Consider the following 18,330-nt stretch of genomic DNA (forward strand, 5'->3'; position numbering starts at 1 on the left):
CCGGAACACGGCCGGGCACCCCGCGAGAGTCACCGCAGACCCGCCCGCCGCAGCGCCTCCGCCATCGCACTGTTCACCGGGGCCGCTTCGCGGGCCCCGCGCTGCCGGGGCGCCCCCCGCTTCTCCCCGCGGGAACGTGCGGCGCGTTCGGACCGTTCGGCACGTTCGGCGCGCGAACCCTTCGCCGAGCCGCCCGAGGGCACCTCGTCGTCCACCCTGAGCGTCAGCGAGATCCGCTTGCGGGCGATGTCCACCTCCATCACCTTCACCCGCACGATGTCCCCCGGCTTCACCACGTCCCGCGGGTCCTTGACGAACGTGCGCGACATCGCGGACACGTGCACGAGCCCGTCCTGGTGGACGCCGACGTCCACGAACGCGCCGAACGCGGCCACGTTGGTGACGACGCCCTCCAGCACCATTCCGGGCTCCAGGTCGCCGATCTTCTCGACGCCCTCCTTGAAGGAGGCCGTGCGGAACGCGGGCCGCGGGTCACGGCCCGGCTTCTCCAGCTCCCGCAGGATGTCGGTGACGGTCGGCAGGCCGAAGGAGTCGCTGACGAACTCCTCGGGGCGCAGCGAGCGCAGCACCGCCGTGTTGCCGATGAGCGAGGCGACCTCCCCGCCGGTGGCCTTGACCATGGAGCGGACGACCGGATACGCCTCGGGGTGGACGCTGGAGGCGTCCAGCGGGTCGTCGCCGCCCCGGATCCGCAGGAAGCCGGCGCACTGCTCGTACGCCTTCGGCCCGAGCCGGGGCACGTCCTTGAGGGCCTTGCGGGAACGGAAGGGCCCGTTCGCGTCGCGGTGGGCGACGATGTTCTCCGAGAGGCCCGCGGAAATGCCGGAGACGCGCGCGAGCAGCGGGGCGGAGGCGGTGTTGACGTCGACCCCCACGCCGTTGACGCAGTCCTCGACGACCGCGTCGAGCGAGCGGGAGAGCTTCACCTCCGACAGGTCGTGCTGGTACTGGCCGACGCCGATCGACTTCGGGTCGATCTTGACGAGTTCGGCGAGCGGGTCCTGGAGCCGGCGGGCGATGGAGACGGCGCCGCGCAGCGACACGTCCAGACCGGGCAGCTCCTGCGAGGCGAAGGCGGAGGCGGAGTACACGGAGGCGCCCGCCTCCGAGACCATGACCTTCGTCAGCTTCAACTCCGGGTGCCTGGCGATGAGTTCGCCGGCCAGCTTGTCCGTCTCGCGGGAGGCGGTGCCGTTGCCGATGGCGACGAGCTCGACGCCGTGCTCGCGGGCGAGCCGGGCCAGAGTAGCCAGGGCCGCGTCCCACTTCTGCTGCGGGACGTGCGGAAAGACCGTCTCGGTGGCGGCGACCTTGCCGGTCGCGTCGACGACGGCGACCTTCACGCCCGTACGGAAACCGGGGTCGAGGCCCATCGTGGCGCGGGTGCCCGCCGGGGCGGCGAGCAGCAGATCGCGCAGATTGGCGGCGAAGACACGCACCGCCTCGTCCTCGGCGGCCTGCCGCAGCCGCAGCCGCAGATCGATGCCGAGGTGCACCAGGACACGGGTGCGCCAGGCCCAGCGCACCGTGTCCGTGAGCCACTTGTCGCCGGGGCGGCCCCGGTCGGCGATGCCGAAGCGGCGGGCGACGGCCTGCTCGTAGGAGCTCGGGCCCTCGGCCTGCGGCTCCTCCGGCTCCAGCACGAGGTCGAGGACCTCCTCCTTCTCGCCGCGCAGCATCGCCAGGACGCGGTGCGAGGGCAGCTCGGTGAAGGGCTCGGCGAAGTCGAAGTAGTCGGAGAACTTCGCGCCCGCCTCCTCCTTGCCCTCGCGGACCCTCGCCACCAGGCGCCCGCGCGTCCACATGCGCTCGCGCAGCTCACCGATGAGGTCGGCGTCCTCGCCGAAGCGCTCGGTGAGGATCGCGCGCGCCCCCTCCAGCGCGGCGGCGGCGTCCGCGACGCCCCGGTCCGCGTCGGCGAAGGCCGCGGCGGCGGCCGACGGCTCGCGCGAGGGGTCGGCGAGCAGCCCGTCCGCGAGCGGCTCCAGACCGGCCTCGCGGGCGATCTGCGCCTTGGTGCGGCGCTTGGGCTTGAAGGGCAGATAGATGTCCTCCAGGCGGGCCTTGGAGTCGGCCGCGAGGATCCGTGCCTCCAGCTGCGGATCCAGCCTGCCCTGTGCCCGCACCGACTCCAGGACCGCCGAGCGGCGCTCCTCCAGCTCCCGCAGATAGCGCAGCCGCTCCTCGACGACACGCAGCTGCGCGTCGTCGAGCATGCCGGTGGCCTCCTTGCGGTACCGGGCGACGAACGGCACGGTCGCGCCGCCGTCGAGCAAGTCGACGGCCGCCTTCACCTGCCGTTCCCTTACGCCGAGCTCCTCGGCGATCCTGCCTTCGACCGACGCGATGGGTGCCGTCACGTTCACGCTCCGCTTTCTCTTCGAGTCGCGAACTGCATTGTGGCAGGTGACACCGACAGCCCGGGCGGGGTGGTACGGACCGGGCGCGCACCGGCCCGTACCACCGCCCGTGGCCGGCGCGGTTCAGCCGTTGCCGCGCAGGTCCTCGGGGAACGCGCCGCCCGCCAGCGCCTTGACGACGAAGCCCTTCATGAGCTCGGTGAGGCGTTCGACGCCCGCCGCGCCCAGGTGCTCGTAGGGCGCGGCGTCCAGCCGGTCCGTCTCCTCCTCCAGCTCCGCGCGCAGCGCGGTGCCGGCGGGCGTCAACTCGTTCTTGCCGTCGAGGAGTCCGCGCCCGCGCAGCCGCGCCTCGCCGGCGGCCAGTTCCTCCTCGTCCCAGCCGCGCGTCAGCAGCAGCCACTTGGTGCTCATGCCCGCCCCGGTGGCGCGGTGGGTGAGCAGGGCCTCCACGGGGTCGAGTCCGGCGCGCAGGAGGGTCGCCAGGTGGCCGTCGCCGCGGTGTTCGCGCAGCAGCGTCGCGGCGTGCCACAGGGCCAGGTGCGGCTCCTGGGGCACGGGCAGGTCGGCGTGGGCCGCGTACAGCGGGCGCGCCGGGCGGGTACACGCCTCGGTGGCGCGCAGCGCGAGCCCGGCGGCCTCGGCCATCCCGGGGGAGGCGAGCACCTCCTCGCCGAGCAGCCGGCGCAGGAGGGCGTCGGCGGCGCGCAGCCGGGCGTCGAGGATCTCCTGCGGCGAGGCGAGGTCCCACACGCGCGGTATGTGCCGGGAGACCAGCTCGTGGCTGAAGCTGAAGAACGTCGCGGTGACGGTGCCCGCGGAGGCCCGGCCGAGCGCGGCGGCGCGCCCCGCGAGATAGACGGCGTTGGTCCCCTCGATGCCGAGGGCCGCGAACTCCTGCCCCACCTCGGGAGCGAAGTACACGGTCGCGTGGTACGGGTTGAGGACGTCGTGGCAGCGCCGGCCGGCGCGCTCGGGCAGAGTGGTCGTCATGCCCACACGGTACTGACCGGCTGCCGTTGCGGCCCGCCGCGGGTGCGGTGACCATGGTGCTGCGACGCTCCCGCGCCCCGCGGGGCCGCCGGCGGGGCGCGCGCGTGTGCCCGCGTCCGGCGAACCGCCTTGCCCGAAAGGTCTCTTGTGCCGAATGCGTCTGTGCCGAATGAGTCGAACGTGCCGGATGCGCCGGATGCGCCGGATGCATCGAAGGCGCCGGATGCGCCGGACATACCGAAGGCGCCGACCCAGCGCATAGCGATCCTGCTCTACCCCGGTTTCACCGCCCTGGACGCCGTGGGCCCCTACGAGATGCTCAGCAGGATCCCCGGCACCGAGACCGTGCTCGTCGCCGAGCGCCCCGGCCCCGTCGCCAACGACAACCGCGGGTTCGCGCTCGTGGCACGGGCGGGTCTGGACGAGGTGTCCCGGCCCGCGGTCGTCCTCGTGCCGGGCGGGCGCGACGTGTCCGGGCAACTGCGGCCCGGCCCCGTCCTGGAGTGGCTGCGCGAGGCCGACCGGCACAGCACGTGGACGACGTCGGTGTGCACCGGCTCGCTGATCCTCGGCGCCGCCGGACTGCTGGCCGGCCGGCGCGCCACCTCGCACTGGCTGTACCGCGAGGACCTGTCCCGCTACGGCGCCGTGCCCACGCGCGAACGCGTCGTCACCGACGGCAAGTACATGACGGCCGCCGGGGTCTCCGCCGGTATCGACATGGGGCTCACTCTCGCGGGCCTGCTCGCCGGCGACCGCACCGCGCAGGAGATCCAGCTGGTCGCCGAGTACGACCCGCACCCGCCCTACGACGCGGGCTCCCCGGAGAAGGCCCCCGCCGGACTCGTCGCGCGCTGGCGGGCGGCCAAGCCGCCCCTGCCGCCGGTGTGATGACGGGACGTTCCACCGTCGTGCGCCGCGCCCGCCGCGGGGAGCGCGCCCCGTGGCGCCGGTGCCCCTCAGGCCCGTACGGGGCCCGCCGGCCAGCGGAACCGCGGCTGCCGCCGCTCCAGGAACGCGGCGACCCCCTCCGCGGTGTCCGTGCTCGCGCGGGCCTGCGCCGTCCAGTGGGCGATCCGTTCCGCGTCCGTCCGCCCGTCCGCGAACTCCTTCGCCGCCGCCTGGGTCAGCTGTGAGCGCCCCGCCAGGATCCGGGTGAACTCCGCCACCCGCGCGTCCAGTTCGCCCTCCGGCCACACCTCGTCCACCAGGCCGGTGCGCAGCGCCCGTCCGGCGTCGATCAACTCGGCGGAGAACAGCAGGTACTTGGCCGTCGCCGGGCCGACGAGATCCACCAGGCGCCGGGTGGAGGAGGCCGCGTAGACGATGCCGAGGCGGGCCGGGGTGACGCCGAAGGACGCGCCCTCGGCCGCGAACCGCAGATCGCAGGCGGCCGCGAGCTGACAGCCGCCGCCCACACAGTGCCCGCGCACCACGGCGAGCGCCGGCTTGGGGAAGGCCGCCAGGGCCTCCTCGGCGGCGACCGCGAGCTCCTGGGAGGGCGCCGCGTTGTCGCCGGTCAGCGCGGAGATGTCCGCGCCCGCGCAGAACGTGTCCCCCTCGCCGGTCAGTACCAGGACGCGTACGGCCGGATCGGCGGCGAGCCGGTCCAGCAGCGGGGGCAGCTCGCGCCACATGCCGAGGGTCATGGCATTGCGCTTGGCGGGGTTGGCGATGCGCACGGTCGCGGTGGCGCCGGCGACATCCACAAGGAGAGCGGGGTTCATGGTCCGGATGCTAACCGGGCCGCGTGACCGGCCCGTTCGGCCCCTGCCGTGCAGCCCGCGGTGAAGCCCGCCGCGGAGCGGAGTACTCCGGATCGTTCAGCGAACGCGGACCGGTACGGCCAGCACCGGTCGTACGGACGGCCGGTGCGGACACGTACGGTCAAAAACCGTCGATAGGGGGCGACTTGTGGTCAGCTGACCGGCTCGGATCCCGCGTTCCCAACACTCGGTGGTGCGGTCGACCAGGGTGAGGGGTTGGTATCGGACATGGAAATCCTCGGGAGCGTCCCGCCCGACCCGGGGCAGGCCCCGCCCCGCAGGCCGGTCGAGTTCGACGGCGCCTGGCGGTTCACCGCTCCCGCGCTCGCCTCCTCCGTCCCCCGCGCCCGGCACGCGGTCCGCGACCTGCTGCGCCACCAGCGCGTGCCACTCGACGCCGACCTGCTCCAGGGACTGCTGCTGATCGTCTCCGAACTGGTCACCAACGCCGTCCAGCACGCGGCCCTGCTCTCCCCGGAGGTGGCCGTGGAGATCTCCCTCGGCGCGCAGTGGGTGCGGGTGGCCGTCGAGGACGACCACCCCTACCGGCCCAAACCCCTGCACGCGGACGAGGACCGCATCGGCGGCCGCGGGCTGCTGCTCGTCCAGACCATCGCCGACCAGGCCGGCGGCCTGTGCGACGTCGAGCACACCGCGAGCGGCGGCAAGGTGGTGTGGGTGGCCCTGCCGCTCGCCCCGCCGCCGGGACCGGACGGGCCCGCTACCAGCCCGCCCCGGCCCCGGTGAGCTCCCGGACCGCCGGCCGCACCGCGTCCAGCACCGTCATGAACCAGGCCGAGAACGGCAGCTTCTCCCGCAGCTCCGCGAGCTCCCGCGGGGTCACGAAGGCCGTCTCCCCGACCTCCTGCGGGTCCGGGCGCAGCCCGGCCGTGACCGTCCCGACGAACAGGTGGTTGTACTCCTGCTCCACCAGCCCCGAGTCCGGATCGGGGTGGTTGTAGCGCACCGTGCCCGCCTCCCGCAGCAGCGCCGGGCCCACCCCGAGCTCCTCGGCGGTGCGGCGCGCGGCCGCGACGAAGGGCTGCTCGCCCGGGTACGGGTGACCGCAGCAGGTGTTGGACCACACACCGGGGGAGTGGTACTTGCCGAGCGCGCGCCGCTGCAGCAGCAGCCGGCCCCGCTCGTCGAAGAGGAACACCGAGAACGCGCGGTGCAGCTGGCCCGGGGCGATGTGGGCCGAGAGTTTCTCGGCGGTGCCGATGGTTCTGCCGGCCTCGTCGACCAGCTCCAGCATGATCGGTTCGGCAGCGTCCCCGGAGGGCGAGCCCGTGTGGTTGTCGGTGGAGAGGCCGCGTGCTGGTGTGATCGGCATGACCATCCTCGTAGTCGCTCTTCGAGCCCTCAAGTCTGCCGCAAGGGCCCCTTGCGTCAATGACAGAGCCCGGCTTCGTGCGCCGCGTGCCCCCCGGGCTCCAGCTGGAACGTGCAGTGCTCCACGTCGAAGTGTTCCCCCAGGCAACCCTGCAGGTCGTGCAGCATCTTCTCGTGGCCGGCCGCGTCCAGCGCCGCGTGATCGACGACGACGTGCGCCGAGAGCACGGGCATCCCGGATGTGATCGTCCACACATGGAGATCGTGCAGGTCCGTCACTCCCGGCAGGGCCAGGATGTGCGAGCGGATCTCGTCCATGTCGACGTCCCGGGGCGCCGCCTCCAGCAGCACGTCCAGCGCCTCGCGCAGCAGTCGAAGCGTACGCGGCACGATCATGAGGCCGATCAGCAGGGAGGCCACCGGATCCGCCCGGGACCACCCCGTGATCATGATCACCAGGGCGGAGACGACCACCGCCAGCGAACCCAGCGCGTCCGAGAGCACCTCCAGGAACGCCCCCCGCACGTTCAGGCTCTCCTTCTGGCCGCGCGTCAGCAGCGTCAGCGACACCAGATTGGCGACCAGGCCGACCAGACCGAAGACCACCGTCGCCGCGCCCGGCACCGCCACCGGGGAGACCAGCCGCCCGATCGCCTCGTAGAGGATGAACCCGCCCACACCGAGCAGCAGCACACAGTTGGCCAGCGCCGCGAGGATCTCCGCCCGCGCGTAGCCGTACGTACGGCGGCCACCGGCCGGACGGTTCGCGAAGTGGATCGCCACCAGCGCCATGCCCACGCCGACCGCGTCCGTCGCCATGTGCCCCGCGTCCGCCAGCAGCGCCAGCGAACCCGTCAGCACACTGCCGGCGACCTCCGCGAGCAGCACCGCCAGCGTGATGCCCAGCGTGATCCGCAGCCGCCCGCGGTGGGCGGCCGCGGCCGTGCCGCCCGCGCCGTGCGCGTGCCCGTGCCCTGCGCCCATGCCGCCTCCACTGCGGTGCCGACCGCCGGCGGGAGACCCGCCGCGCTCACGTCCACTATGGGCCCGGGACGTCCGGCAACGCCGTCACGGACACCGCTGCCGCCCGGTGAGCTGCGGCGACACGGCCCCCGATTCAGCCCTTGCGGGCCGCCGGGTGGTGCAGGCACCAGCCCTCCCAGGCCGAGGCGACCATGGAGCGCACATCGTGCCGCGGGCGCCAGCCCAGCTCCCGCGCGATCCGCTCGTTGGAGGCCACGACCCGCGCCGGATCCCCCGGACGGCGCGGCCCGACGACGGGCGCCGGCTCGTCGTACCCCGTGACCTCCGCGATCAGATCGGCCATCTCCCGCACCGACACCCCGCTGCCGGTGCCCACGTTCAGCGTCAGATCGCCCGCGCCCGGCCGCTGCGCGAGCCGCTGCGCCGCCGCCAGGTGCGCGGTGGCCAGGTCCTCGATGTGGATGTAGTCCCGCACACAGGTGCCGTCCGGGGTCGCGTAGTCGTCGCCGAAGATCCGCGGGGCCTCGCCCCGGGTCAGCGCGTCGAACATCATCGGGATGATGTTGAAGACACCGGTGTCGGCGAGCTCCGGAGCCGCCGCCCCCGCGACGTTGAAGTAGCGCAGACAGGCCGTGGAGATGCCGTGCGCCGCGCCCGTGGCCCGCACCAGCCACTCGCCGGCCAGCTTCGTCTCCCCGTACGGGTTGATCGGCGCGCACGGCGTCTTCTCCGTGACGAGATCGACGTCGGGCATGCCGTAGACGGCCGCGGAGGAGGAGAAGACGAAACTGCGCACCCCCGCCGCGACGACCGCCTCCAGCAGCACCGTCAGCCCGTGCACGTTCTCCCGGTAGTACAGCAGCGGCTTCTCCACCGACTCGCCCACCTGCTTCCTCGCCGCCAGGTGCACCACCCCGGTGACGCCGTGCTCCGTGAGCGCGCGGTCCAGGGCGGCCCGGTCGAGGACCGAGCCCCGCACCAGGGGAACGTCCCCGGGCAGCCGCGCGGCCACCCCGCTGGACAGATCGTCCAGCACGGCCACCCGCTCGCCGGCCGCCGTCATCGCCCGCGCCACGTGCGCCCCGATGTATCCGGCCCCGCCTGTGATCAACCACGTCATGACACGGCACCCTAGTCCAGCCCGCCGACGTCCCGGCCGCCCGCTGCCCGAGCTGTGCCCGAGCTGTGAAGGTGCGCTCTCTCACGGGCGTCGCGCGGAACCCCGCGCGCCCCCCGCGCGTCCTGTCAGTGGTGGGAACCCGGGGCGCACGTGCGGTGAACGACGGCTTCCGGTGATCCGATAACCTCTGCCGACGTGCCCGCCCCCGGCCTCCTGGCGGGAGGCGCCCCGGCCCCGCGCGCCGGTGCCCGGCGACCGCCGGGTGCCCCAGCCGCCCGCACGGCAGCAGCGGCCGCGCATCCGTCCTGCAAGGAGTGAGTTCGTCTGTCGACCGCCATCCTCACCGGCCCGCCGCCCGCCGGCTCCCCCCTGGAGGACGACCTGCGGGCGCTGGGCTTCGCCGTGCGCACGGCGGACGGCGCGGCCGGGGCCGCGGCGGCGCTGGCAGCCGTCCCGGCGGCCGAGCGCGTCGCCCTCGTCGACGCCCGCTTCGTCGGCCACCGCCACGCGCTCCGGCTGGCGCTGACCGACCCCCGCTTCCCCGCCGCCGCCGTCGACGGCGCCCTGACCGCCGCCCCCGAGGCCCGCCCCGCCCTGGCCCGGGCCCTGGCCACCGCCCCCGCCGGGCCCGGCGCCCTCGCGGTGCGCCTGGAGGCCGAGGGCGTCACCGTGCACCGGCCCGAACTCGGCGTCCTCGTCGCCGCCGCCCCCGAGGACGCGGAGGCCCGCGCCAAGGCCGCCGCCGACGTCGCCGCCGTCGACGAGGAGAGCGTCCGGCTGCGCAGCGCCGTGAAGTCCCGCGACGGCTTCTTCACCACCTTCTGCGTCAGCCCCTACTCCCGCTACCTCGCGCGCTGGTGCGCCCGCCGCGGCCTGACCCCCAACCAGGTCACCACCGCCTCGCTGCTCACCGCACTGATCGCCGCGGGCTGCGCGGCCACCGGCAGCCGGGGCGGCTTCGTCGCCGCCGGCCTGCTGCTGCTCTTCTCGTTCGTCCTCGACTGCACCGACGGCCAGCTCGCCCGCTACTCCCTGCGGTACTCGACGCTGGGCGCCTGGCTCGACGCCACCTTCGACCGCGCCAAGGAGTACGCGTACTACGCGGGCCTCGCCCTGGGCGCCGCCCGCGCCGGGGACGACGTCTGGGCCCTCGCGCTCGGCGCGATGGTGCTGCAGACCTGCCGGCACGTCGTCGACTTCGCCTTCACCGAGGCCAACCACGACGCCGCCGCCAACACCAGCCCCACCGCCGCGCTCTCCGGGCGGCTCGACGCCGTCGGCTGGACCGTCTGGGCCCGCCGCATGATCGTGCTGCCCATCGGCGAGCGCTGGGCGCTCATCGCGGTGCTCACGGCGCTCACCACCCCGCGCACCGTCTTCGTCGTGCTGCTGATCGGCTGCGCCCTCGCGGCCTGCTACACCACCGCCGGACGCGTCCTGCGCTCCCTGACCAGGAAGGCCCGCCGCACCGACCGCGCCGCCCGCGCGCTCGCCGACCTCGCGGACTCCGGCCCCCTCGCGCGAAGCGCTGCGGGCCTCCTCGGCCGGGCCGTGCCCAGCGCCACCTACAGCGCCCCCTTCTGGGCCCTGCTGGCCACCGCCTCCCTGCTGGCCGGCCCGCTGCTCGCGGGCAACGGCGGCACCTGGCGGGCCGTACCGCAGGCCGTGGTGTACGCCGTGTTCGCCGGCGTGGCCGTCGCGCACCCCCTCAAGGGCCCCCTCGACTGGCTCGTACCCCCTGTGCTGAGGGCCGCCGAATACGGCATCGTGCTGCTGCTCGCGGCGCGGTCCGGGGCCCCCGGGGCGCTGCCCGCGGCATTCGGCCTGGTGGCCGCGGTCGCCTACCATCACTACGACACGGTCTACCGCATCCGCGGCGGCACCGGCGCCCCGCCGCCCTGGCTGGTGCGGGCGACCGGCGGTCACGAGGGACGGGTCCTGGCGGTCACGACCGCCGCCGCCCTGTGGCACGGACAGGCGTTCACCATCGCGCTGACGGTCCTCGCGGCCGCCCTCGCACTCGTGGTGCTCAGCGAGAGCATCCGCTTCTGGGTGTCCTCCGGGGCGCCCGCCGTACACGACGAAACAGGAGAACCCGCATGATCGGCCTCGTGCTGGCCGCCGGCGCCGGACGGCGTCTGCGCCCCTACACCGACACCCTGCCCAAGGCGCTCGTGCCCGTGGGCCCCGAAGGGGACGAGGAGTCGATCACGGTCCTCGACCTGACCCTGGGCAACTTCGCCAAGGTCGGTCTCACCGAGGTCGCCGTCGTCGTCGGCTACCGCAAGGAGGCCGTGTACGAGCGCAAGGAGGCCCTGGAGCGCAAGTACGGCCTGAAGATCACCCTGATCGACAACGACAAGGCCGAGGAGTGGAACAACGCCTACTCCCTGTGGTGCGCGCGTGAGGTCCTCAAGCAGGGCGTGATCCTCGCCAACGGCGACACCGTCCACCCGGTCTCCGTCGAGAAGACCCTGCTCGACGCCCGCGGCAACGGCCGGCAGATCATCCTCGCCCTGGACACCGTCAAGCAGCTCGCCGACGAGGAGATGAAGGTCGTCGTCGAGGACGGCAAGGGCGTCCAGAAGATCACCAAGCTGATGGACCCGGCCACCGCCACCGGCGAGTACATCGGCGTCACCCTCATCGAGGCCGAGGCCGCCGAGGCCCTCGCCGACGCCCTCAAGGCCACCTTCGAGCGCGACCCCGACCTGTACTACGAGGACGGCTACCAGGAGCTCGTGAACCGCGGCTTCACCGTCGACGTCGCGCCCATCGGCGATGTCCAGTGGGTCGAGATCGACAACCACGACGACCTCGCCAAGGGCCGGGGGATCGCGTGCCAGTACTGACGAGGCTCATCCCCTCGCCGGTCGTGGTCGACATCCGTCCCGGAGCCCTGGAGAACCTGGCCGGCCTCCTGGCCGACCAGCGGATCTCCAGCTCCGGGAAGCTGGCCGTCGCCATCAGCGGCGGCTCCGGGGCGAAGCTGCGCGAGCGGCTCGCCCCGGCGCTGCCCGGCGCCTCGTGGTACGAGGTCGGCGGCGGCACCCTGGACGACGCGATCAAGCTCGGCGACGCGATGAAGTCCGGTCACTACGACGCGGTGGTCGGCCTCGGCGGCGGCAAGATCATCGACTGCGCCAAGTACGCCGCCGCGCGCATCGGCCTGCCGCTCGTGGCCGTCGCCACCAACCTCTCCCACGACGGCCTGTGCTCGCCCGTCGCCACCCTCGACAACGACGCGGGCCGCGGCTCCTACGGCGTGCCCAACCCCATCGCCGTCGTCATCGACCTGGAGATCATCCGCGAGGCGCCCGCGCGCTTCGTGCGCTCCGGCATCGGCGACGCGATCTCCAACATCTCCTCCGTGGCCGACTGGGAGCTGGCCAACCGCGAGACGGGCGAGGCCATCGACGGGCTCGCCGCCGCCATGGCCCGGCAGGCCGGCGAGGCCGTGCTGCGCCACCCCGGCGGCGTCGGCGACGACGGCTTCCTCCAGGTCCTGGCCGAGGGCCTGGTGCTCACCGGCATCTCCATGTCGGTGGCCGGCGACAGCCGCCCCGCCTCCGGCGCCTGCCACGAGATCAACCATGCCTTCGACCTGCTCTACCCCAAGCGGGCCGCCAGCCACGGCGAGCAGTGCGGGCTCGGCGCCGCCTTCGCGATGCACCTGCGCGGCGCGCACAAGGAGTCCGCGCACATGGTCGAGGTGCTGCGCCGGCACGGCCTGCCGGTGCTGCCGCAGGACATCGGCTTCGGCGTCGAGGAGTTCGTCAAGGCGGTCGAGTACGCCCCGCAGACCCGCCCCGGGCGCTACACGATCCTGGAGCACCTCGACCTCTCCACCGACCAGATCAGGGACGCTTACGCCGACTATGCCAAAACCGTCACTAGCTGAACTGCGCCCGGTCGTCCACCCCGGCGGCCTGAAGGACCGGCGCAGCGGCGAGCACTGGGCCGGGCGCCTGTACATGCGGGAGATCTCGCTGCGCTGCACCCGGCTGCTGCTGAACTCCCCCCTCACCCCCAACCAGTACACCGGGCTGATGATCCTGGCCGGTGTCGCGGCGGGCGCGGCACTGCTCCTGCCGGGCCTGGCCGGCGCGGTGCTCGGGGCGCTGCTCATCCAGCTGTATCTGCTGCTGGACTGCGTGGACGGCGAGCTCGCGCGCTGGCGCAAGGTCACCTCCACGACCGGCGTCTACCTCGACCGGGTGGGCCACTACCTCTCCGAGGCAGCCCTTTTGGTGGGATTCGGAATCCGTGCGGCAGATGTCTTCCACCGGGACGGGGCGGCCACCGAGTGGGGCTGGGCCTTCCTGGGCACCCTCGCCGCGCTCGGCGCGATCCTGATCAAGGCGGAGACGGACCTGGTCGACGTGGCCCGCGCGCGCAGCGGGCTCGCGGCCGCCGAGGACTCCGCGGCCACCCCCCGCTCCGCGGGCATGGCCCTGGCCCGCCGGGCCGCGGCCGCCCTGAAGTTCCACCGGCTCGTCGGCGGCGTCGAAGCCTCCCTGGTGATCCTGGCCGCCGGGATCGCCGACCGGGTCCACGGCGACCTGCTGTTCACCCGCGCCGCCGTGGTGCTGCTCGCGGCCGTGGCGCTGCTGCAGACCGTGCTCCACCTCGTGTCCATCCTCGCGTCGAGCAGGCTCAAATGACCGCCCCCGCCCCCGCCTCCGCCATGAAGCTCGGCGCCGTCGTGCTGACGATGGGCAACCGCCCCACGGAACTGCGCGCCCTGCTGGAGTCGGTCGCCAAGCAGGACGGCGAGGCCATCGAGGTCGTCGTCGTCGGCAACGGCTCCCCGCTGCCCCCGCTGTCCGTCCCGGGCCTGACGATCCGTACCGTGGAGCTCTCGGAGAACGTGGGCATCCCGGCCGGCCGCAACGTCGGCGTCGAGGCGTTCGGCCCGGGCGGCCGCGACGTGGACGTCCTGCTCTTCCTCGACGACGACGGAGTGCTGGCGCGCCAGGACACCGCCGAGCTGTGCCGGGCGGCCTTCGCCGCCGACCCGCGCCTGGGCATCGTCGGCTTCCGTATCGCCGACCCGGACACCGGTGCCACCCAGCGCCGCCACGTCCCCCGGCTGCGCGCCTCGGACCCGCTGCGCTCCTCGCGTGTGACCACCTTCCTCGGCGGCGCCAACGCGGTGCGCACCACGGTCTTCCAGGAGGTCGGCGGGCTGCCCGACGACTTCTTCTACGCGCACGAGGAGACCGATCTCGCCTGGCGGGCCCTGGACGCGGGCTGGATGATCGACTACCGCGCGGACATGGTCCTGTGCCACCCGACCACGCCGCCGAGCCGGCACGCGGTCTACCACCGCATGGTGGCCCGCAACCGGGTCTGGCTCGCGCGCCGCAACCTCCCGGCACCCCTGGTGCCCGTCTACACGGGGGTCTGGCTGCTGCTCACGCTGGCCCGCCGGCCCTCGCTGCCCGCGCTGCGGGCCTGGTTCGGCGGCTTCCGCGAGGGCTGGCGGACGCCGTGCGGACCGCGGCGCCCGATGAAGTGGCGTACCGTGTGGCGCCTGACCCGGCTGGGCCGGCCCCCGGTGATCTGACAAGCTCGTACCGACGAGCACGCGCGCGGACCGGGGCGAGCCCGGGCCGCGCATCCCGAGGACGAAAGTGTCAACTGTGAGCGAGACAACGCACGGCAGTGCGGTCGCCGTGGGTGCCTCACCGGCATCCGACGGCGAGTTGCCCGCCGCCGAGCTGGCCCGGAAGTACGGCCTCGCGGTGAGTGGCGCCCGGCCCTCGCTGCCGGAGTACGCCCGGCAGCTGTGGGCGCGGCGGCATTTCATCGTCGCGTTCTCCCGGGCGAAGATGACGGCCCAGTACAGCCAGGCCAAGCTGGGCCAGGTGTGGCAGGTGGCCACCCCGCTGCTGAACGCCACCGTGTACTTCCTGATCTTCGGTGTCCTCATGGGGCAGAGCAAGGGGATGGGGATCACGACGTACATCCCGTTCCTGGTGACGGGAGTGTTCGTCTTCACCTTCACCCAGAGCTCCGCGACGTCGGGGGTGCGCGCCATCTCCGGCAATCTGGGGCTGGTGCGGGCCCTGCACTTCCCGCGGGCGGCGCTGCCGATCTCCTTCGCACTGCAGCAGCTCCAGCAGCTGCTGTTCTCGATGGTCGTCCTCTTCGCGTTCCTGCTCGGCTTCGGGCACATGCCGCGGGCGTCCTGGCTGCTGATCGTCCCCGTGCTGGTGCTGCAGTTCGTCTTCAACACCGGCCTGGCGATGATCCTGGCCCGCCTCGGCAGCAAGACCCCGGACCTCGCCCAGCTGCTGCCGTTCGTCCTGCGGACGTGGATGTACGCGTCCGGCGTGATGTACAACCTGGTCGAGGCGCTGGAGAAGACGCACGCCCCGAAGTGGCTCATCGACGTGCTGAGCGCGAACCCGGCCGCCGTCTTCATCAACCTCATGCGCGACTCCCTCATCAGCGGCAAGGCCGCGCACAAGCACATCGTCCTGCCGGAGCACGTCTGGGCGCTGGGGCTCGGCTGGGCGCTGCTGATCGGCATCGGAGGCTTCGTGTTCTTCTGGAAGGCTGAGGAGCAGTACGGCCGTGGCTGAGCACAACACCGAGCAGGACAGCACCCGGATCCCCACCGTCATCGCGGACGACGTGCACATCGTCTACCGCGTCTACGGCGGCAACACCGGCCGGGGCAGCGCGACCGCCGCCCTCAACCGGCTGGTGCGCCGCAAACCCGGCGCGGGGGTGCGCGAGGTGCACGCCGTGAAGGGGGTGAGCTTCACCGCCTACCGCGGCGAGGCCATCGGTCTGATCGGCTCCAACGGCTCCGGCAAGTCGACCCTGCTCAAGGCGATCGCGGGGCTGCTGCCCGCCGAGCGCGGCAAGGTCTACACTGACGGCCAGCCCTCGCTGCTGGGCGTCAACGCGGCGATGATGAACGACCTGACCGGCGAGAAGAACGTGATGCTCGGCGGCCTGGCGATGGGCATGTCCCGCGAGCAGATCCGCGAGCGCTACCGGGAGATCGTCGACTTCTCCGGCATCAACGAGAAGGGCGACTTCATCACGCTGCCCATGCGCACGTACTCCTCCGGCATGGCGGCCCGGCTGCGGTTCTCCATCGCCGCGGCCAAGGACCACGACGTGCTCATGATCGACGAGGCGCTGGCCACCGGCGACCGCTCCTTCCAGAAGCGCTCCGAGGAGCGCATCCGCGAGCTGCGCAAGAAGGCCGGCACGGTCTTCCTCGTCAGCCACAACAACCGCTCGATCCGCGACACCTGTGACCGTGTGCTGTGGCTCGAACACGGCCGGCTGCTCATGGACGGCCCGACCGAGGAGGTCGTGCGGGCCTACGAGAAGGAAACGGCCCGCTAGCCGGAGCCGTCCGCGCCCGTCCGTTACGCCCGCAAACAAGCCGACACAACACCACAAGATCACCAAGCAGGGCCCCCGCTGTGACCGACCGGTGGGGGCCTTGACCTATCCGTAACGATCAACTCGCTTATTGGCAGGGTTGATTCGCGGTTCGCGTGGCATTGTATGGATCAAGCACCTACCCGGGGGCGCGTCGGGCAACTGTACGGCGTACGCTGTACCGTGCTGATTTGCGGCGAAGCGTGGTGATACCTGGTGGATCCCTGTGTATCTCCAGGATCGTGGGCGCTCCGGGGGGAGGAACAGCAGGTGCTCAAGGGGGCGCGGGAGGGGGTCTGCCCTGCGGCGTGTCCGAAATGGGATGTTCTGGGTCGGCAGTGTAGAACGGGAGATGTGACGGCAATGGCTACGGAAACTCTCCGACAACGAGGAGAATCCGCCGTCCCCGGTCCGGGCAGCCCGCTGTGACGGCGGGGACGGACGCGCAGCACGAACGCGCCGTGCTCGACAAGGCCGCACACGAGAACTTCCCGGTGGCACCCGCCTTCGTGCCCCGTGCCTGGCGCGACGACCTCATGGCCCTCTACGGCTTCGCCCGTCTCGTCGACGACATCGGCGACGGCGACCTGGCCGCCCCCGGCCGCGACGCCGAGCTGCTCGGCCTCGACCGCGGGCAGAGCGGCGACCGGCTCGCCATGCTCGACGCCTTCGAAGCCGATCTGCTGCGCGTCTTCGACAGCGCGGGCACCGGCCCGCGCCACCCGCTGCTGCTGCGCCTGCGCCCCACCGTCCGCCGGTGCGGCCTGGATCCCGAGCCGTTCCTGCGGCTCGTCGAGGCCAACCGGCAGGACCAGCGCGTGCGCCGCTACAGCACCTACGCGGACCTGCTCGCCTACTGCGAGCTGTCCGCCAATCCCGTCGGCCGCCTCGTACTGGGCGTCACCGGCACCGCCAGCCCCGAGCGCGTCCGTCGCTCGGACGCGGTCTGCACGGCGCTGCAGATCGTCGAACACCTGCAGGACGTCGCCGAGGACCTGGCACGCGACCGCGTGTACCTCCCGGCCGAGGACATGAGACGGTTCCACGTCTCCGAAGCCGACCTCTCCCGCCCCACCAGTAGCGCGTCGTTGCGTGCCCTGGTCGCGTGGGAGGCGGAACGCGCCGGGGAACTGCTGAATGAAGGCACCCCCCTGGTGGGTAGCGTCCACGGCAGGTTGAAGCTGTTGCTCGCGGGGTTCGTGGGCGGGGGGAGGGCCGCGCTCCGCGCGGTGGCCGCCGCGGGATACGACGTACTGCCCGGACCGCCCAAGCCCACCAAGCTCAGATTGCTGCGCGAGGTGGGGGCGACACTGCGAAGAGAGGGGTGAGCGGGACCGTGAACGGATCGGACGTATCCGCGCCGGTGCTCGCCGCGTACAGCTACTGCGAGGCCGTCACCGGACAGCAGGCCGGTAACTTCAGCTACGGCATCAGGCTGCTGCCGACCCCCAAGCGACGGGCGATGTCGGCGCTGTACGCCTTCTCGCGCCGCATCGACGACATCGGCGACGGCAGCCTGGACCCGGCGGCCAAGCAGCGGAGGCTGGAGGAGAGCCGTGCCCTGCTCGGCAGGATCAGGGAGGGCAAGGTCGCCGAGGACGACACCGACCCGGTGGCCGTCGCCCTCACCCACGCCGCGCGCCGCTTCCCGATTCCGCTCGGCGGGCTCGACGAACTGATCGACGGCGTTCAGATGGATGTGCGTGGCGAGACCTATGAGACCTGGGAGGACCTCGCCGGGTACTGCCGCTGCGTCGCGGGCGCCATCGGACGGCTCTCGCTGGGCGTCTTCGGCACCGTCCCCGGCGCGCGCGACGCCGCCCGCGCCGCGGAGTATGCCGACACGCTCGGTCTCGCGCTGCAGCTGACCAACATCCTGCGCGACGTCCGCGAGGACGCCCTGGGGGGCCGCACCTATCTGCCCTCCGACGACCTCGCCAAGTTCGGCTGCGCGGCCGGCTTCGGCGCGGCCCGGCCCCCGGCCGGCGCCGACTTCACCGGACTGGTCCACTTCGAAGTGCGCCGCGCCCGCGCGCTGTTCGCCGAGGGCATGCGGCTGCTGCCCATGCTCGACCGGCGCAGCGGCGCCTGCGTCGCCGCGATGTCCGGCATCTACCGACGGCTGCTGGACCGTATCGCCGCCGACCCCGAGGCGGTGCTGCGCGGCCGGGTCTCGCTGCCCGCCCACGAGAAGGTCTACGTCGCCGTGCGCGGCCTGTCCGGACTCGACGCGCGCGACGTCGCCCGGCGCACGGCCGGGGGGCGCGCTTGATGCTCCGCACTCAGCCCGGCGCGGCGGCGCGCGGTGCCCGCCGCCCGTCGGATCCGCTGCCGACCACAGCCCAGG

17 protein-coding genes are annotated in these 18,330 nt (G+C 73.1%); 11 read left to right on the forward strand and 6 right to left on the reverse strand.

The features are described 5' to 3' along the window. Positions 1 to 29: 29 nt before the first annotated feature. Together ACFP1Z_RS04060 and ACFP1Z_RS04065 are read right to left on the reverse strand one after the other, a co-directional pair. Positions 30 to 2,381, reverse strand: coding sequence for a Tex family protein (locus tag ACFP1Z_RS04060; RefSeq protein ID WP_390314445.1), 2,352 nt, complete (start codon positions 2,379 to 2,381; stop codon positions 30 to 32). Positions 2,382 to 2,504: 123 nt separating this feature from the next. Continuing rightward, the gene (locus ACFP1Z_RS04065; protein WP_390314446.1) at positions 2,505 to 3,371 is read right to left on the reverse strand and encodes an SCO6745 family protein; all 867 of its coding nucleotides are present in this window, start codon (positions 3,369 to 3,371) and stop codon (positions 2,505 to 2,507) included. Positions 3,372 to 3,605: 234 nt separating this feature from the next. On the opposite strand from ACFP1Z_RS04065, the gene ACFP1Z_RS04070 reads away from it, so the two are divergent. Then, positions 3,606 to 4,262, forward strand: a complete 657-nt coding sequence (locus tag ACFP1Z_RS04070) for a DJ-1/PfpI family protein (RefSeq protein ID WP_390314627.1) — start codon at positions 3,606 to 3,608, stop codon at positions 4,260 to 4,262. A gap of 68 nt (positions 4,263 to 4,330) precedes the next feature. On the opposite strand, the gene ACFP1Z_RS04075 is transcribed toward ACFP1Z_RS04070, so the two are convergent. Then, positions 4,331 to 5,098 carry an enoyl-CoA hydratase/isomerase family protein gene (locus tag ACFP1Z_RS04075; protein WP_390314447.1) on the reverse strand — a complete coding sequence of 256 codons (768 nt, stop codon included), beginning with the start codon at positions 5,096 to 5,098 and terminating at the stop codon, positions 4,331 to 4,333. Positions 5,099 to 5,365: 267 nt separating this feature from the next. On the opposite strand from ACFP1Z_RS04075, the gene ACFP1Z_RS04080 reads away from it, so the two are divergent. Beyond that, positions 5,366 to 5,884 carry an ATP-binding protein gene (locus ACFP1Z_RS04080; RefSeq protein WP_390314448.1) on the forward strand — a complete coding sequence of 173 codons (519 nt, stop codon included), beginning with the start codon at positions 5,366 to 5,368 and terminating at the stop codon, positions 5,882 to 5,884. On the opposite strand, the gene idi is transcribed toward ACFP1Z_RS04080, so the two are convergent. From idi to galE, 3 genes are all read right to left on the reverse strand, one after another. Then, the gene (idi, locus tag ACFP1Z_RS04085) at positions 5,859 to 6,470 is read right to left on the reverse strand and encodes an isopentenyl-diphosphate Delta-isomerase (protein WP_390314449.1); all 612 of its coding nucleotides are present in this window, start codon (positions 6,468 to 6,470) and stop codon (positions 5,859 to 5,861) included. The two genes, ACFP1Z_RS04080 and idi, sit on opposite strands and share 26 nt — an antisense overlap. Before the next feature lie 56 nt (positions 6,471 to 6,526). Then, positions 6,527 to 7,453 (reverse strand): cation diffusion facilitator family transporter, encoded by a 927-nt coding sequence (locus ACFP1Z_RS04090; RefSeq protein ID WP_390314451.1) that lies wholly within the window; start codon positions 7,451 to 7,453, stop codon positions 6,527 to 6,529. Positions 7,454 to 7,586: 133 nt separating this feature from the next. Next, positions 7,587 to 8,573, reverse strand: coding sequence for a UDP-glucose 4-epimerase GalE (galE, locus tag ACFP1Z_RS04095; protein WP_390314452.1), 987 nt, complete (start codon positions 8,571 to 8,573; stop codon positions 7,587 to 7,589). A 324-nt stretch (positions 8,574 to 8,897) separates the two neighbouring features. Here galE and ACFP1Z_RS04100 point away from each other — a divergent pair, with 324 nt between their 5' ends. From ACFP1Z_RS04100 to hpnD, 9 genes are all read left to right on the forward strand, one after another. Next, the gene (locus ACFP1Z_RS04100; RefSeq protein WP_390314628.1) at positions 8,898 to 10,676 is read left to right on the forward strand and encodes a DUF5941 domain-containing protein; all 1,779 of its coding nucleotides are present in this window, start codon (positions 8,898 to 8,900) and stop codon (positions 10,674 to 10,676) included. Beyond that, complete coding sequence (locus tag ACFP1Z_RS04105) at positions 10,673 to 11,425, forward strand: phosphocholine cytidylyltransferase family protein (RefSeq protein WP_390314453.1); 753 nt, start codon at positions 10,673 to 10,675, stop codon at positions 11,423 to 11,425. The genes ACFP1Z_RS04100 and ACFP1Z_RS04105 overlap by 4 nt, the downstream gene beginning before the upstream one ends. After that, positions 11,413 to 12,474, forward strand: coding sequence for an iron-containing alcohol dehydrogenase family protein (locus tag ACFP1Z_RS04110; protein ID WP_390314455.1), 1,062 nt, complete (start codon positions 11,413 to 11,415; stop codon positions 12,472 to 12,474). Before ACFP1Z_RS04105 ends, ACFP1Z_RS04110 begins: the two co-directional genes overlap by 13 nt. Then, complete coding sequence (locus ACFP1Z_RS04115) at positions 12,452 to 13,237, forward strand: CDP-alcohol phosphatidyltransferase family protein (RefSeq protein WP_390314456.1); 786 nt, start codon at positions 12,452 to 12,454, stop codon at positions 13,235 to 13,237. The genes ACFP1Z_RS04110 and ACFP1Z_RS04115 overlap by 23 nt, the downstream gene beginning before the upstream one ends. Next, positions 13,234 to 14,142, forward strand: a complete 909-nt coding sequence (locus tag ACFP1Z_RS04120) for a glycosyltransferase family 2 protein (RefSeq protein ID WP_390314457.1) — start codon at positions 13,234 to 13,236, stop codon at positions 14,140 to 14,142. The genes ACFP1Z_RS04115 and ACFP1Z_RS04120 overlap by 4 nt, the downstream gene beginning before the upstream one ends. 76 nt (positions 14,143 to 14,218) lie before the next feature. Continuing rightward, the gene (locus ACFP1Z_RS04125; protein WP_390314458.1) at positions 14,219 to 15,163 is read left to right on the forward strand and encodes an ABC transporter permease; all 945 of its coding nucleotides are present in this window, start codon (positions 14,219 to 14,221) and stop codon (positions 15,161 to 15,163) included. After that, positions 15,156 to 15,944: an ABC transporter ATP-binding protein gene (locus tag ACFP1Z_RS04130; protein ID WP_390314459.1), complete on the forward strand. Its 789-nt coding sequence runs from the start codon at positions 15,156 to 15,158 to the stop codon at positions 15,942 to 15,944. The genes ACFP1Z_RS04125 and ACFP1Z_RS04130 overlap by 8 nt, the downstream gene beginning before the upstream one ends. A 464-nt stretch (positions 15,945 to 16,408) precedes the next feature. Next, positions 16,409 to 17,311, forward strand: coding sequence for a squalene synthase HpnC (hpnC, locus tag ACFP1Z_RS04135; protein WP_390314460.1), 903 nt, complete (start codon positions 16,409 to 16,411; stop codon positions 17,309 to 17,311). Beyond that, positions 17,308 to 18,255, forward strand: a complete 948-nt coding sequence (hpnD, locus tag ACFP1Z_RS04140) for a presqualene diphosphate synthase HpnD (protein WP_390314461.1) — start codon at positions 17,308 to 17,310, stop codon at positions 18,253 to 18,255. The genes hpnC and hpnD overlap by 4 nt, the downstream gene beginning before the upstream one ends. The last annotated feature ends 75 nt before the right edge of the window (positions 18,256 to 18,330 follow it).

The organism is Streptomyces gamaensis (genome assembly GCF_042656465.1).
GTDB classification, from domain to species: domain Bacteria; phylum Actinomycetota; class Actinomycetes; order Streptomycetales; family Streptomycetaceae; genus Streptomyces; species Streptomyces gamaensis.